This window comes from Micromonospora sp. NPDC048905 (assembly GCF_040649655.1).
GTDB lineage: Bacteria > Actinomycetota > Actinomycetes > Mycobacteriales > Micromonosporaceae > Micromonospora.
Window position 1 is genome coordinate 571,652 of sequence record NZ_JBEZFV010000002.1, and the last position, 13,969, is coordinate 585,620.

15 protein-coding genes are annotated in these 13,969 nt (G+C 66.4%); 6 read left to right on the forward strand and 9 right to left on the reverse strand.

Annotated features, from left to right (window positions below; translation table 11 throughout):
- Nucleotides 1-224: 224 nt before the first annotated feature.
- The 4 genes from ribD to AB0C01_RS07260 all read right to left on the reverse strand — a co-directional run bounded on the left by ribD (nucleotide 225) and on the right by AB0C01_RS07260 (nucleotide 3,719).
- Nucleotides 225-1,109 (reverse strand): bifunctional diaminohydroxyphosphoribosylaminopyrimidine deaminase/5-amino-6-(5-phosphoribosylamino)uracil reductase RibD, encoded by an 885-nt coding sequence (ribD, locus tag AB0C01_RS07245; protein WP_357570547.1) that lies wholly within the window; start codon nucleotides 1,107-1,109, stop codon nucleotides 225-227.
- A complete protein-coding gene (locus AB0C01_RS07250; protein ID WP_357570548.1) occupies nucleotides 1,109-2,332 on the reverse strand; it encodes a hypothetical protein in 1,224 nt (407 codons plus the stop codon). The genes ribD and AB0C01_RS07250 overlap by 1 nt, the downstream gene beginning before the upstream one ends.
- A gap of 308 nt (nucleotides 2,333-2,640) precedes the next feature.
- Nucleotides 2,641-2,835, reverse strand: a complete 195-nt coding sequence (locus AB0C01_RS07255) for a DUF397 domain-containing protein (RefSeq protein WP_357570549.1) — start codon at nucleotides 2,833-2,835, stop codon at nucleotides 2,641-2,643.
- A complete protein-coding gene (locus AB0C01_RS07260; RefSeq protein ID WP_357570550.1) occupies nucleotides 2,832-3,719 on the reverse strand; it encodes a helix-turn-helix transcriptional regulator in 888 nt (295 codons plus the stop codon). The genes AB0C01_RS07255 and AB0C01_RS07260 overlap by 4 nt, the downstream gene beginning before the upstream one ends.
- 431 nt (nucleotides 3,720-4,150) lie before the next feature.
- Between AB0C01_RS07260 and AB0C01_RS07265 the strand changes: the two genes are divergently transcribed.
- From AB0C01_RS07265 to AB0C01_RS07290, 6 genes are all read left to right on the forward strand, one after another.
- The gene (locus AB0C01_RS07265; protein ID WP_357570551.1) at nucleotides 4,151-4,408 is read left to right on the forward strand and encodes a hypothetical protein; all 258 of its coding nucleotides are present in this window, start codon (nucleotides 4,151-4,153) and stop codon (nucleotides 4,406-4,408) included.
- Nucleotides 4,409-4,981: 573 nt separating this feature from the next.
- Nucleotides 4,982-5,644, forward strand: a complete 663-nt coding sequence (locus AB0C01_RS07270) for a GPP34 family phosphoprotein (RefSeq protein WP_357570552.1) — start codon at nucleotides 4,982-4,984, stop codon at nucleotides 5,642-5,644.
- Nucleotides 5,645-5,682: 38 nt separating this feature from the next.
- Complete coding sequence (locus tag AB0C01_RS07275) at nucleotides 5,683-7,176, forward strand: APC family permease (protein ID WP_357570553.1); 1,494 nt, start codon at nucleotides 5,683-5,685, stop codon at nucleotides 7,174-7,176.
- 18 nt (nucleotides 7,177-7,194) lie between these two features.
- Nucleotides 7,195-7,854 (forward strand): GNAT family N-acetyltransferase, encoded by a 660-nt coding sequence (locus AB0C01_RS07280; protein ID WP_357570554.1) that lies wholly within the window; start codon nucleotides 7,195-7,197, stop codon nucleotides 7,852-7,854.
- Nucleotides 7,855-7,862: 8 nt separating this feature from the next.
- Nucleotides 7,863-8,483 carry a GNAT family N-acetyltransferase gene (locus AB0C01_RS07285; protein WP_357570555.1) on the forward strand — a complete coding sequence of 207 codons (621 nt, stop codon included), beginning with the start codon at nucleotides 7,863-7,865 and terminating at the stop codon, nucleotides 8,481-8,483.
- A 122-nt stretch (nucleotides 8,484-8,605) separates the two neighbouring features.
- Nucleotides 8,606-9,457 carry a hypothetical protein gene (locus tag AB0C01_RS07290; RefSeq protein ID WP_357570556.1) on the forward strand — a complete coding sequence of 284 codons (852 nt, stop codon included), beginning with the start codon at nucleotides 8,606-8,608 and terminating at the stop codon, nucleotides 9,455-9,457.
- A gap of 58 nt (nucleotides 9,458-9,515) precedes the next feature.
- Here the strand turns inward: AB0C01_RS07290 and AB0C01_RS07295 are convergent, their stop codons facing one another.
- From AB0C01_RS07295 to AB0C01_RS07315, 5 genes are all read right to left on the reverse strand, one after another.
- Complete coding sequence (locus AB0C01_RS07295) at nucleotides 9,516-10,832, reverse strand: hypothetical protein (RefSeq protein WP_357570557.1); 1,317 nt, start codon at nucleotides 10,830-10,832, stop codon at nucleotides 9,516-9,518.
- The gene (locus AB0C01_RS07300; protein WP_357570558.1) at nucleotides 10,829-11,134 is read right to left on the reverse strand and encodes a hypothetical protein; all 306 of its coding nucleotides are present in this window, start codon (nucleotides 11,132-11,134) and stop codon (nucleotides 10,829-10,831) included. The genes AB0C01_RS07295 and AB0C01_RS07300 overlap by 4 nt, the downstream gene beginning before the upstream one ends.
- Nucleotides 11,135-11,143: 9 nt before the next feature.
- The gene (locus tag AB0C01_RS07305) at nucleotides 11,144-11,677 is read right to left on the reverse strand and encodes a hypothetical protein (protein WP_357570559.1); all 534 of its coding nucleotides are present in this window, start codon (nucleotides 11,675-11,677) and stop codon (nucleotides 11,144-11,146) included.
- Nucleotides 11,678-12,192: 515 nt separating this feature from the next.
- Nucleotides 12,193-13,503 (reverse strand): hypothetical protein, encoded by a 1,311-nt coding sequence (locus tag AB0C01_RS07310; RefSeq protein ID WP_357570560.1) that lies wholly within the window; start codon nucleotides 13,501-13,503, stop codon nucleotides 12,193-12,195.
- A gap of 56 nt (nucleotides 13,504-13,559) precedes the next feature.
- A complete protein-coding gene (locus AB0C01_RS07315; RefSeq protein WP_357570561.1) occupies nucleotides 13,560-13,940 on the reverse strand; it encodes a hypothetical protein in 381 nt (126 codons plus the stop codon).
- Nucleotides 13,941-13,969: the final 29 nt, after the last annotated feature.

Genomic DNA, 13,969 nt, shown 5'->3' on the forward strand with positions numbered 1-13,969 from the left:
CCGCCGGCACCTCGCTGCACACTCCGATTCAAACACCCTCGGAATGGCCGGCGATGGGTGGATGCGCGCGTGGCGTTGTGGCTACACAGCCGTTGTCGGCGCGCAGGAAGTGCTCGGCGCCCAGCATGCCGACACGCCGACTCTCCAGGTGACCTGTCTTCTGTGCTCCCTGGCTGACACCGCTCAATGATCAGCAAGCGACCGGCATGCGGTTCCTCCTTACGCTACACCTGGAGGCATCGCACGCGGGACGTCGACGAGTCCGCGTGAGCCATGACTTCAACCACTCGAAACCCGATCGGTATGAGGCCGGGGTGGACCATTTCCAACGCTCGAGACGGGTCAGTTCGCGGTAGAGAGACGACGATCTCGTCGACGGCGTGTAGGTGCGGTCGCAGCTCAGCTACGTGCTCGTTACCGACTACAAGCACGCTGCGTACGCCGCCTTCGTAGGCGGCTGACAGCCACTGCGACAGGCCGACGCCAATTTCGGCATCACCGGGCAGTACGAAATGCCCGCTAGCGTGGCCTCCTGATTGACCCTCGTCGAGGGTCTTGCCCGCTGTGACGAGATCAGCGTTAGCGCGAAGGTCCATCAGGAGCCGTTTCTCCGCCAACGCCTGATGCTCGCCATTCACTGCGAACGCCCAAGTCAGGTAGGGCCTACGGCGCCCAGTTGCGGTCAGCCACGGCTCAAGGACGGTCAAGGCTTCCTCGCGCAACACGTCTGTCTCGACTTCGACGCCTGCGGCAATGAGCATTGACGCGCCACCTTCACCGCGAGACGTTGGGTCGATGACGGCGATGACCACCCGAGAGATGCCGGCGTCGATCAACTCTTGACGACAAGCCGGCGTAACTCCGACGTGGTTGCATGGTTCAAGCGTGACGACGGCTGTACCACCACGAGCTGCACCTCCCGCCGCGTTGAGAGCGTGTGCTTCAGCGTGCGGCTCCCCTTTACGGCGGTGAAATCCCGCCCCTACTACCGTTCCGTGCTGGTCCAGGATCACGCACCCAACAGGCGGGTTCGGGCTCGTGGTGCCTAGCCCAAGAGCGGAAAGGGTGATGGCATGCCGCATCGCGGACAGCTCGAGGTCTGACGCCATCAGGCAGTCTCCACAAGGTCGTCTAAGAACGCACGGACGTCGGCCAAGTGGCGGTGCTCATCGACAGCGGAGCCGATCTGGCCAAGTTGGTGCAGGATCCGGCGCGATCCAGCTCGCCGAGCGATCGGTAGGGCGATGTGCGCCGTGGCGGCGGCTTGCTCAGGCTGCTCAGCCGCCACGTGGGCTGCGGCCTTGGTCAGCAGGGCTGCGGTGAAATCCTGGCGGTGGAGCGATGGGATCGACGGCAGCGCGGCGTCGAGCACCGTGATGGCCTCCTCCGGCCGACGTCCAATTCTCAGGCATGTGCCTCGATGAACCTCGATGTAGCCGCTTGTGCAGTAGGAGGCGTGCTCGCCTTCGGGCTTACCTGGCCTGCGGTCTGCGGCCCACTCATGCGCTTTGTCCAGGAGCTGCATGGCCTTGCGATGCTCGCCGACTGTGGCGAGCGCGTGGGCATGCTGCACGCGGAGTGCCGCGCGCACCGGCCTGGGTACCTTCTTGTCCTGCAGCATCGCAGCTTCGGCCTCTTCGATAGCACGGTACGGCTTGCCGGCGATAAGCCAGTGCTGACTGCTGCGGTACGTCGCCCACGCTGTCATGGTTGGATCATCGATCTGATCTGCCCAGTCGAGCGCCTTCCCGGTCCAGTGCTGGGCCGATGGGGCGTCGTTGAGTGAGTGGTTCAACCAGGCGGCCGATTCCGCGTACTGGGCCGCCAGGCGTATGAGGCTGGGACGAAGCGACGATGGCACGTCGTTGAGCAGCCGGTCGAGCAGATTGAGCTGAGCCGTAACCCCAATCAGGGCGTACTGCGGTCCGAACAGCTTGTCGTTCTGGACCAGCAGATGCCACTGGGCTCGCAGCTCAAAGATCGTCTCATCCCAACTTCCCGGCACCGGCTGCTCAATGCCGTGGTTGGCGGTAGTGGTGACGTCGGTACGCCGCGGGCTGTAGAGGTCGAGTTGGCCGTCGCTCACGGCACCGAGAACGTGGCGGAGAGCAGCGCGACGCTCTTCGCTGGGCCAACGGTGCTCGCCACGTTCGAGCTTGCCGATCCAGCGAGAGTCGACGTAGTGCGCGGTGAGGACCCTGCCGGGGTAGAGCCGATCGAGAGCGGCGTTGACGGCGTCGGCCAGCTCGCTGCGCGACAGTGACTGACCTGGCCGCCGAGGTGAGGCTAGACGGCGGCGGGCGCCGCTGAGCAGGGTGTTCGGGCTGATCACCGTGTCCGGGTGGCGGGGCACTACTGGTCCCGGCGCATTCGCAGGTGAAGGCTGAGACCCTCGTTGCCGCCAACTCTGGGCTGCCGCCCAAGTTCAACAACGCTTTCGGGATGACGTGACACTGGCTCCCCCTTTCACGTCTATCCGTAGCGGGCGCTTGGCTGCTGCTGATCGGCTACTCGAAGCCATGTGGATTCGATGTCCAGGATGCCAACATCGGGCCCAGAGGGCCATGGTTCCGATGGGATCAAGCCCTCAAGTCGAAGGTCGAGCCGCATCGTACGGCGCTGCAGTGGACGGGGGCGGTGTCAAAGGCTGAACTTGCCGGCACGGATGCCGCTGGTGAAGGCGCTCCAAGTCGCAGGGCGGAATTCCAGTAGCGGGCCGGTGGCGTCCATCGAGTCGCGTACGCCGACGGTGCCGTTGGCGGCGCTGGCGACCTCAACGCAGTTGCCATCGTCGCTGCGGGTGGACTTGCGCCACCTCGTGTATCGCGAAGTCATGCGGGAACTCCTTTGATCGGTGACAGGTCCTGCGCCGCGACGCGGAGCAGATGAATGCTGCTGTTGGGTGGAAGCGCGGCGGCCTTCAGCCGGCTGTGCAGGCTCAGATAGGGCTGGACCTCATCCGGCTCGGTGTAAATCAGATCACTCGTGAGCGTGTCGGCGGCGACAGCCACCGAGTCCGGCGTGTCGCGGTAGCGGTAGATCGAGTACGCCGACCTGGGCGCGCTGTGGCCCTTGATGGACGCGTCCATCGGTAGCACGCGGACGGTCACGGTTGGGTGTGCAGCGCAGACGGCGACGATGTGCCGGAGCTGGTCGGCGACGATATGTGGGTCGGCGCCGCAGCGTCGGATCGCAATCTCGTCGAGCACCACCTCGTATCGCGGCCCATCGGCGGCGAGTAGCAGTTGCTGCCGGTACGCGCGGGCGGCCACGGCTGCCGCGGGGTCGAAGGTCTCGGGGTGCCGGGCAGGGTCACTCCGCAGCCGAGCATCGGCAAACGCCTTCGTCTGGAGCAGACCGGGAACCAATGCCAAGGCGTACTCCGTGATGACTCTGGTGCCGCTCTCCAGGTCGGCGTAGGTAGCCTGCCGGGCACCTATTTGTTCCGCGTTCGCCATCCACCATCCGGGCGCCCAGCCGTCGGTCGCCGCGTCCATGATGGCCCTGCGCCGGATGGTGCCGACTGCCAGGTATTCGCAGATCCCGCTGACCAGGTCGATGTCGGGGCCGAGACGCCCATTTTCTAGAGCACTGAGCTGTTGCCGCGGAAATCCGACAGCGCGTGCAAGTGATTCCGCAGCCAGCCCGTGCTCGTTACGCAGGCGCCTGATCTCGCGCCCAAGCCATCGTCGCCGGACGTGCGGACTGGGTCTGGTCACCGGCGGCCTCCACGGCTTCGTCTCAAGCCGGTCGACCATGCGGCCGGCTCGGTGATCTCAATGTAACCCCGACAGACAGCAAAACGATCTTGGAGACGGTTCCTGCGCAGCCATGAATTCCCAGGTCAGAAGACGGTCGGACCGGAGGTCGGTATACGAGGTCAGACCAAAGGTCGGCATTCCCAGTCGCACAGCATTCAGTGATCGTTGAGTCGCATTCAGTTGCTCGCAGGGTGGGACCACCCCCACCACGCGGTCGCTCAATCGCCCGAGATCCAGCTGGGCAGGTGCCTGTTTCGGCACTACCCAGGCGAGCAGGGTGCAGGGGCCCGTCGCGTCCCCCGCGCGAGTCGGTCCCTGCACCCCCGGACGGATGTGCGGCCAGGGCCGGAGGATCCCGGCCGCGCGCCCAGCCAGTGAGGGAGATGACGGTGGCGAAGCGAATCAAGTGGTTCGTCCCAGCACAGGACGGTCGGCAGTACCGACCGTTTGGCATCGACTGCGAAGGCGCAGCGACGCTGTTCGGCCACCACGGCGGATGGAACCGGACTGGCACGGCCGGCCCGAACCAGGCCTCCCCTCAAGAGCTCACTGCGGAGAACCGTGCCTTCTGGGCCGGTCTTGATCGGGTGCCTGCCGATTGGCGGATCCGTCACAACCCACAGGGCGACGAGAAGCCAACACCATGAGCGACCCTGGCAACCTGCCCACCGTGGAGCCCGGGACGCTGCTGAGGCTCGGCGCCGATGATTGGTCTTTCGGGCGCGACCTGACCCCTGGCACGCGTGTCGAAGTCGTCGTCGCCTGGCTCCGAACCGATCTCGCTCACCTCAGTGAAGAGTGGATCTGGGTACGCGGCCACCGACCCCAGTGTGACTACCCCAAGGTTGATCTACACCCGCCCTGTATGGAGTTGCGCGTTGGTGTCGCCGCGCTACGCCGGATCGCGCAGACGCCGTGACGAGCACCGACGAGAGCGACCGTCCGGTCGACCGTTTCGAGTCGGCTCGCCTGACGGTGCTCCAGCACGTAGATGACCGCACCTGTTTCCACTGCAGGAACAACGAATGCGAGCAGCAGGCCTGGGCAGTGGAGGAGCTCACCCACCACGCCGGGGGCCGACACCTCCTCCGGCGGCTCGGGCTCCTCCCCGCCTCCGGCCACTCACCTCCGGAAGGCGAGCCGCGGTGAACAGACCACCTGAGGCAGCAGATGAACAGCCCACGCCAGCCCACGACGACCCGGCACCGCCACGTCGACCGGTGCGAGCCGTCGGTACCGCTGCCGCAGTCACCCCTCGCATCGCCGACGAGTTCTTCTACATGGCGCACGACGATCAGACCGGCCGACCCCGGCTCTTCGACACCGCACTCGCCTCAGGCCTCGCCGCCGCGCTGCTGGCCGAGCTGTACTACATGCGCCGGATCACGTTCGAGCACGGGAAGGTCTATGTCCTTCGGACGATCCCGCCGAACGACTGGCTGCAACACCTCGTCCTCGACCGGTTGATCGCTCAGCCGCAGCACACCGACACCCGGACCTGGCTGACGTTTCTGGCCACCGCCGCCTACGAGCAGGTAGCCACACGCATGTGGCAGGTCGGGCTTCTCCGACAGCACCGGGTCAGCCGGCTCTGGCGGCAGCGCACCGTTTACCTGCCGACAGACATCAACACTGCGGCCTGGTCCTGGGCACGACTGTCGCAGCAGGTGCGCAATTACCGGCAGCTCGACCACTTCGATGTCGCGCTGGCCGGCCTGACTCTGCACACCCAGCTGGACACAGCTCTGCTCGACGGCGCGCCGTACAGCGCCCAGACACACCTGCGCCAGGTGGTCAACCAATCGTGGTTACCGCTACGCGATCTCCTCGCTGACCTCAGCAGCGTCATCGGCGCAGGCGTCCTCAGCCACCGCACCACTTGACGTGTCGCGCACCAGACACCCCACGTGAAAGAGAAACCATGCCCCATTCGAAACCCGACACGGTCACAGCTGTCCTGGCACGCGGCCGACTCGGAATCCCCTCCGTCGTCTTCTTCGTGATCGCCGCGGCCGCGCCACTCACCGTCATCGCCGGCGGAGCAACCACCGGGTACGCCGTTACCGGTGTGACCGGCATCCCCGTGTCGTACCTGGTCGTCGCCGCCGTGCTCGCCGTGTTTGCGGTCGGCTACGTCGCCATGTCCCGGCGGATCGTCAACGCCGGTGCCTTCTACACCTACGTCACCCGGGGACTCGGCCGCCCGGCCGGCGTCGCGGCAGCCATGGTCGCGCTACTGGCCTACAACGCCATGCAAATCGGCTTGTACGGCGGGTTCGGCGCGGTCCTCGCCCAGTTCCTGCAGAGCCAGTACGGCTGGCGCACCACCTGGTGGCTGTGCGCTCTGATCGCCTGGGCAGTTGTAGCCGTTCTCGGCCTACTGCGCATCGACCTGAACGGCAAGGTCTTGGCAGTCATGCTCGTCGCCGAGTGCGCCATCGCAGTCGTCTTCGACGCAGTAATGGTCGGTCACCCCGCCACCGGGACGGTCACCTTCGACACCCTCGCTCCGTCGCACGTCTTCGCCGCCGGAATCGGCGCCGCACTGGTCACCGCGATCACAGGTTTCGTCGGATTCGAGGGCACGGTCGTCTTCAGCGAGGAGACCAAAGACCCGGGCCGGACCGTACCGCGCGCCACGTACATCGCCGTGGCGATCACCGGTCTGCTTTACGGCCTGTCGGCGTGGGCCATGTCCGTGGCCACCGGTCCCGACAGGGTCGTGGGAGCCGCCCGCGCGGACGGGACCGACCTGATCTTCAACCTCGTCTCGCCGCACCTCGGCACGAGCGTCATCACGATCGGCCGCGTCCTCTTCATCACCAGTCTGTTCGCCGCGCTGCTGTCGTTTCACCACACCGTGGCCCGGTACTTGTTCGCCCTCGGGCGGGAGCGAGTGCTCCCCGCGGCGCTAGGTAGGACCAGCCACCGTACCGGCGCACCGAAGATCGGCTCGATCATCCAGAGCGTCGTCGCGGTGGTCGTACTCGTCGGCTACGCGGTGGCGAACGCCGACCCGATCGTGCACCTCTTCTTCTGGGTCACGGTGACCGGTGGCCTCGGCGTCCTGGCCCTGATGACCGTGACCTCTGCGGCGGTGGTCGGCTTCTTCGCCCGGATCAGACATACCGAGGGGCCTTGGCGGGCCGTCGTCGCGCCGCTGATCGCGACGGTCGCGCTGGCGGCCATCCTCGCCGTCACTGTGCAGGAGTTCGACACCCTCCTCGGCGTACACCCGCATTCGCCGCTGCGCTGGCTCATCCCTACCACGTACGCCATCGTCGCCCTTGGTGGCGTGACCTGGGCACTCATCCTTCGGGCCGCCAAGCCGGACGTCTACGACGCCATCGGCCTCGGCGCGCAGAGCGCCATCGCGTCCCTGCGCGGCGTTGCCGCCGTCCGCCAACCGGCCTGACCAGAGCCAGGAGTGATCATGACCGACATCAGCACCAACGTGACGGTTCGCCAGGCAGGCCGCGGCGACGCGGAGGGCTTGATTTCCGTCCTCGCCGAGGCGTTCTTCGACGGACCCGTAGCCGACTGGTTGGTCCCAGACCGCAGTGACCGCCACGCCGTCTACCGCCGCTACTTCGAGCTGGTCCTGAACCACGGCTTCGACAATGGCTATGTCGACACCACCGCAGATCTCTCCGCCGTCGCGATCTGGTACCCGCGTATCGAACCCCCGCCCAACTTTCTGGAGCATCCGGCTGTACTGGAAGCGGCCACCGGGGTATACGCGCCGAAGTTTGCCCTCCTCGACGCGGTGTTCGAGGCGTTTCACCCCAGCGAGCCACACCACTACCTCGCCTACGCTGCCGTCAGCCCGGAACAGCAGAATCGCGGAGTCGGCGCCACTTTGTTGAGCCACCGCCACCGCCAGCTCGACGCGCTCGGCATGCCCGCGTACCTGGAGGCCAGCAACGTCCGCAACCGCGAGCTGTACGTCAGACTCGGCTACCGGGCGGGTCCACCGTTGATCCTTCCCACCACCGGGCCGACGATATGGCGGATGTGGCGCGGGCAACCCGATGCCGCCCGGCCCGCGGGCTTCCCCGCAAGCGGACCGCTGCCACGCCGCAACGCCCCGTGACCCCCGCGGTGAGGACCCTGCTCGTACGCCCCGGGCAGCCCAAAGATGTAGCGGCGATCGCCGCTCTCCTTGCTCACGGCCTCGCCGAAGACCCGGTGGCCGAGTGGCTTGTTCCAGACCCCGCCGAGCGGCAAGCCGTCTTCCAGGGACTACTGGCAACAGAAGTTGACCATTCCGTTGAGTGGGGCGACGTCGACCTGCTGCCGGACATGGGCGGCGTCGCGGTGTGGCGCCGGCATCCGGCCGACGACGCACCGGTGTTGTCCGATCACCATCTGGGCACCTTCACAAGGCGCGCGTTACCTCGGTTTCAGCAGCTCAGCTCGCTGGTGGGCAGCTACCGATCCGACGCGCCGCATCAATGGCTGGCGTGGCTGTACGTGGCACGAAGCCACCGTGGGCAGGGCATCGGCGCAGAGCTGCTCGCTCGTCACCACGAGGTCGTTGATCAACTCGGTCACCCGGTGGACACAGTGGTGACCAACCAGGCTGCCCGCGACTTCCTGCAGGCCAACGGCTACCTCGCGAGCCTGCCGCTGCACCTGCCGAGCGGGCCCCGACTCTGGCCGCTGCGCCGCATCGCCCGCGCGGCTGCCGTCCGCCCGGCGACGGCGAATCAGATCGGTTGATCACCAGCTAACGCCCGGCACCAAGGCCGCCTCGACGACGGATCCTATGCCGGGATCGACCTTCTCAGACACCAGCGAGGAATCAGAGACCTATGCTCAGATCGACCGTCATCATCCGCTGCGTGGTCGTCAGCCTTCTCGGAAGCATGCTTCTCACCAGCTGCGGGTCGGGAACGCCCCTGGAGCAGACGCCAGGCCCAGCCACGTCGTTGACCGATGGAAATCAGCTAGATGCCACGCCGAGTGTGACCTCGGCCGACCCAAATCTGACCCCACACCAGCGATTGATGGCCCTGGCCCAAAGCATCTCCGCCACACCCGCCGACGGCACGGCCGATCTTCCGTACACCTATCTGCACACCCAGACGTGGACCCGCGCAACTAACATGATCGTTCGTACGGACGTGCGGCGGTGGCGCCGGGACGCCGACGGCTCTGGCCAAGAAGTCACCCGGCGCCTTCCCGACCTACCCGGCGTTGACCATCAGCCGGAGCGCGACGAGCGGAAACTCTTTGCGAAGGCGCCCGAGACCTTGACGCGGCACCGGGTGAACACCTTGCATCCGCACCTACCCGGACCGCTGCCGGCCGACGCAGAAACGCTGACCGGTGCGCTGGCACCCCGCGAACTGGCTGCCGAGCCCGCCTACCCGAGGATGCTCACCGGCGGTGTCGTCGGGCTCGCCACAAGCCAATACCTCAACCGAGAGCAGCGGGCGGCAAGCCTCCGAGTCCTCGCCACAGTCCCCCAGATCAAATACCTCGGAAAAACCACTGATCTCGCCGGACGTCCCGGCCTGGGCTTCTCGGTGACTGCCGACGGCTCCACGTCGCAGCTCGTGATCGATCCGAATAGCGGCGAGATCCTCGCCGCTCAGGAGCGGGTGACAGGGCGGCGGCCGGGCCTGTTCTCGTACGTCCTCATCCTCGAACGGGGCCACACCGCCAGCACCCGGCCCGCCGCGTACCCCTGAACCACCTGATGGGCATCAGCATTCTGTACCAGACGCGCCGAGTTGCGGAGGTCTGCGGTCATGCCGCAGGGCGGTCCGGCCGGGGAGCCCACTTGCCGCCGTCCAACCAGGCATCGGCACCCACCTCGGCCTGCGGGAAGGGCGTCGTGGTGTGGTTTCGGGTGCCGAGGTCGGGGCGTTCCTTACGCTCCTGCTCATCAATCTTGATCAGGTCGGACATGGCTTCGGCGTGCAGGCGCTCGGCCTCCAACAGGAAGGTGACAAATTCCTGTACGACCTTCTGCAGCGCGGCCTCCGGGTTCGAGCACGACGAGAAAAGACCGTTGACCGCTTCGATGTAGCCCTTGAGGGCCTCAATGAGCGTGCCGATGTGCTGGTAGCCGAGGCCGGCGTACGCGTTGCGGAGGCCTTCCAGCATGCTTGCGGCCTTCTTACCCTCCTCGGCCTGCCAGCGCGTCTGGGTCTCGAGCTGAAGCAGGTAAGCCGAGGCGCGTTCGGCGTACTGGCTGAACGCCTGCAAGGCGCTGCCCTCCCAGTAGAGCTTGAGGTTCTTCAGCTCGCCGTCCATTTCGGCGCGCAACTCGGCGTAGGTGCCGGCGACCGAATGCAGGAGGTCGGCCCGGTTCCAGATCACCTTGGGCGCCGACCGCCAGGCGTGGACCATCAGGCCCGTCAGTGGGAGGCGGTCGCCGGTGCCGAGCTCAATCAGGATCGCCTCCAGCTGAAGAAGCGTGTCCCGGTGCTCGTGGATGAACGTGTCGAGCTGGTCGCCCTCGCCGTTCTCGTAGTAAATGGTCCGGCCGCCGCTGAAGCCGAGATTGTTGCCGTCGGTGCTGCCGATGGTGATCGGCTCCTCGACGACGCGGGTCCGCGGTAGTCGCTCGTTGCGGGTGGCGCTTAGCCGGTCGTTGCCTTCCGGGATGACCAACACCGGCTGGTCGTCCGGGAGTCTGCGGTCGTGCGGTTGGGACAGGATGCCTGCGCCACCCGGACGGACTCGTACGCTGCTGCCGTAGCCGTCGCCAAGCGGCAGATATGGCCCCAGATCCCGGTTGAATACGTCGAGGTTGGTGGCAACGTCCAGGTCGGTGCCCTCGTAGTCAGCGGCGATCTGCAACAACCCGTCGGCGATGCGCTCCATCTCGTCGCGGGCGATCGCCGCCTCGGACATCCTGCTACCCAAGGCCGTCGCCCAGTCCCGGTTGAGCTTGTCGGAAATCCCCTCGAGCGTGCCCCAGGCGGCCACCGGGATCGCACCGACGTCGCCGACGTAGCGGCGAACGGCGCTGTAGGTCACCGCGTCCTCGTAACGCTCCACTCCGAAGGCCACCAGTGCCCGCGACTCGACCCGCAGGGCCGACGTGTCCGTGGTCATACTGCCTGCCCCTGCTCCTGGGTTGGCTCGCTCGGATTGAACAGCTCGACACCGACCGGGGAGCCGAAGTAGTCGATGCGCAACCGGCGGTACCGCCGCCGATGATCCGCCAGGGCTGCGAGCAGGGCCGTCCGAATCTCGGACGCCACCTGGTCCGGACTGCACCGGCGCAGCATTCCCGACCGAATGTCGACCTTCAGGTCGCCGTCGTGGTCCCGGACGACCGTCACCCAACCGTTGGCGGAGACGCCTTCGGCTCTGATCCGTGCCACGTCCTCGAAGTAGCGTTGCAACTTGCCCACGGCGTCCTCCTAATCCGTGGCCTTCAGCGTCATCGCCCGATCGGTGATGCGCTGGGCGCTGGTGTTGGCGTACGTGACGAGCTGCGCGACCGCAGAATTGGCGTTGCTGAAGTCCGCGAGGATGTGCGCGTAACGCTTGTCGGAGGCGAGGAAGACGCCGGCGTAAACCTTGTCGTTGATCCTCGCCGAGCAGGATCGCGCCACCTCGTATCGCGCCGCGCTCGGGTTCGGGACCTGCTCGCCCTCGCACGGGCCGGTCGTGGCCGTGCTACGGAGGAAGTCCTCGTCACTGCTCTCGATGACGCTCAACACGACCCTGCCCTGATACGTCTGATCAGCAGAGGTGAAGTCGAGATCGCAGCGAACCCGCGACCGGTCAACCTCGCGCTTCGGCTCCGTACGCGTCAGGATCCACGACCCTTCAACGACATCCGGTAGGGCTGCAGCAAACTCGGCGCACGAGGGAACGACCTCGTCGTCACCGAACGGCCACCACCGCCAACCGCCCAGCAGCCCGAGGGCCAGGACGACGATGCCGGCCACGATGGCCAGCGTCTTCCTGCTCATCTGACCGCTCAACGACCACTCCGCCGCTCGTACACGGGTGGCTTACCGTCGCGTGCCGACGTTTGCAGTGCGGCCAACGCGATCCTGGCCGCCGCCCGCACTTGCCTAGCCAGCGAGTCATCCGTGTGACGGCGCAGGCCGTCCACCTCGACCGCGACATCACCCTGACTCGATGCGGCGATGCGAACGGACCGGTCCGGCGAGTAGACATCCACGTCAGGTCCGAGAGCGGGTACGTCGGGATTCAAGGGCTTTCGTGACCCGGGCGTCATCGGATCGGTCCTTTCCGGCAGTCGTGCGGACTGCTGCCAGCAGGGTCATGCTGGTGCCCGACGGAGATGCCATCCCGTCGCGAGGCGGTCATGGCGGTGACCCTATCAACGGTCGTAACCGGCTCGCTGCCCTCAGTGATCACCGCAGATCGACGCGTTTCTGCATCAGGGGCATCAGCCCTACGTGACGTCGTCCATGAACTGTTAGCCAGCACGAGATCACCGCGACCGGCGGACAGTCGGCCCGGACGACGGATCGAACCCCGCGCTGGACGACCCAGAAATCGCTGTCCTAGGCCGTGGCGGGCTCGGAAAAGCGCTGGATAACGGGCTCCGGTTTTCACGTTGACTGCGGGCGTCCTGCCCCTGCACCAGCCCATGGGTGAGATCCTGAACGACGTCGTCGCCTCTCGTGGCGGGACGCCAACGCTCGGCGGCGCGGAAAATGAGTGAGCCAACAGGGCGCTGCAGGATGCCTTCATCCCTGACAAACAGGTCGCGGCGCTGCAGGGCAGCCGAAAGCCCTTTGTGAAGCGTGGCCGCCATGATCGGAAGCTCCGAGTTGAGGCGTGAGATCTGCTGGAGCTGCCGGCCGCCCGGCCCTCCATGGTCGCCCTTGCTGAGAGATCGAAGCCAGCGCAGGACCTCTGTCAGTTCGGCAGCAGTGTCGCGGGCTGGGCCAATCGGAGGGGTGGCACGCAGGTCAGCAGCCGCAATGGCTGCCTGACGCCAGCTGCCGGTCGTCTCCGGGTGGCCGGCGCTGGACAGCACACGCACCGCCAGGCCGAGTTGAGTCCCGAGCTGTAGGTGGACAGCCGTCAACTCCCTTGTGTTCTGCCACATCCACGTTCGCGCTGCGCTGACAGCTGTGACCGCGTCATCCGCGGTACTGACGGCGGGTGCGGGATTCATCGGAGGCCGGGCAACGTCGAGCCCGTGTAGTCGGGGTTGTCCGCGACCCAAGGAGATCAACTCATGGGTGACCGCGCTCAAGCGGCTGCTGGCGGTCCACCTGGCGGCCTCCGCCGCCGGTCGGTAGATCTCGGTGAGATGGTCCCGCCTTTGGTCGAGCCATCCCGGCAGTGCCACGTCGATCATAATCGCGGCCGAGGTGAGCCGGGCGATGTCGGCGAGGCCAGATTGGACCCCCCCGCCAGCTCGAACCGCGAGCCCTTCCGGAGTACGAGGTGTCTGCCCCGGCGGGACGTGACTGGCAAGAATGTCACCGATCACGCCGATGGCGTCGGCAGCCCGACGGAGCCAACGCGCCGGTCCGGCGACCACGGCCGCGGAAGAGGCTGGAAACTGCCGATCAATGACCGCGGCGGCTTGAAGCCCGACGTAGAGCTGGGTCAAACTCTGCCCGTGCCTAGCCAGAATGGCCGTGGCACGGGCCCGATCTGGCGCCTCCGCTGCCGGGCGGCCACCAACCAGCAGGACCGTCGCTCGAGCCAACTGCGTGTAGATGGCAGACCTGGCAATCACGGCGGCATTGATATCGGCCGCAGTCGTTGCACGGCTCAGACCCATGGCGGTAGACGCGGTACGTAAGGCCTGATACGCCTCGTTGTACCACTGGCCAACCGTCATACCAGGGCCGCGGCCGCGCGTCGCAGCTGTTGGGCGCCGGCGTCATGGCTAAGCCGTCGAGCCAGGTCGTCGCGATCACCGGCGGCCAGACGATCGTGGTACTGCGCCAGTTGCTCCAGCAGCGCCGTCACGGCGAGGCGAGTCTCAGCGTCATCCCGGACCGGCGCCCCAGCGTCAACAACGACGTCGTCGTGATCCGAGTAGAGCCTCGCTCGGACGTCAAGCAGCTCCAGGCCGTAATGATCCCAAGCAAGGTCGGTGCCGGCCAGGCACTTCCACGCCTCGATCGCCAGCTGAACAGCACCTGCGGCGGTGGTGTCATCGGCACCATAGGCAAGTCGAGCTGCTATCTCTCGAGCTGCCTCGGCATAGTCCATGCCGTGAGCTTGGTTCGATGTCATCATCA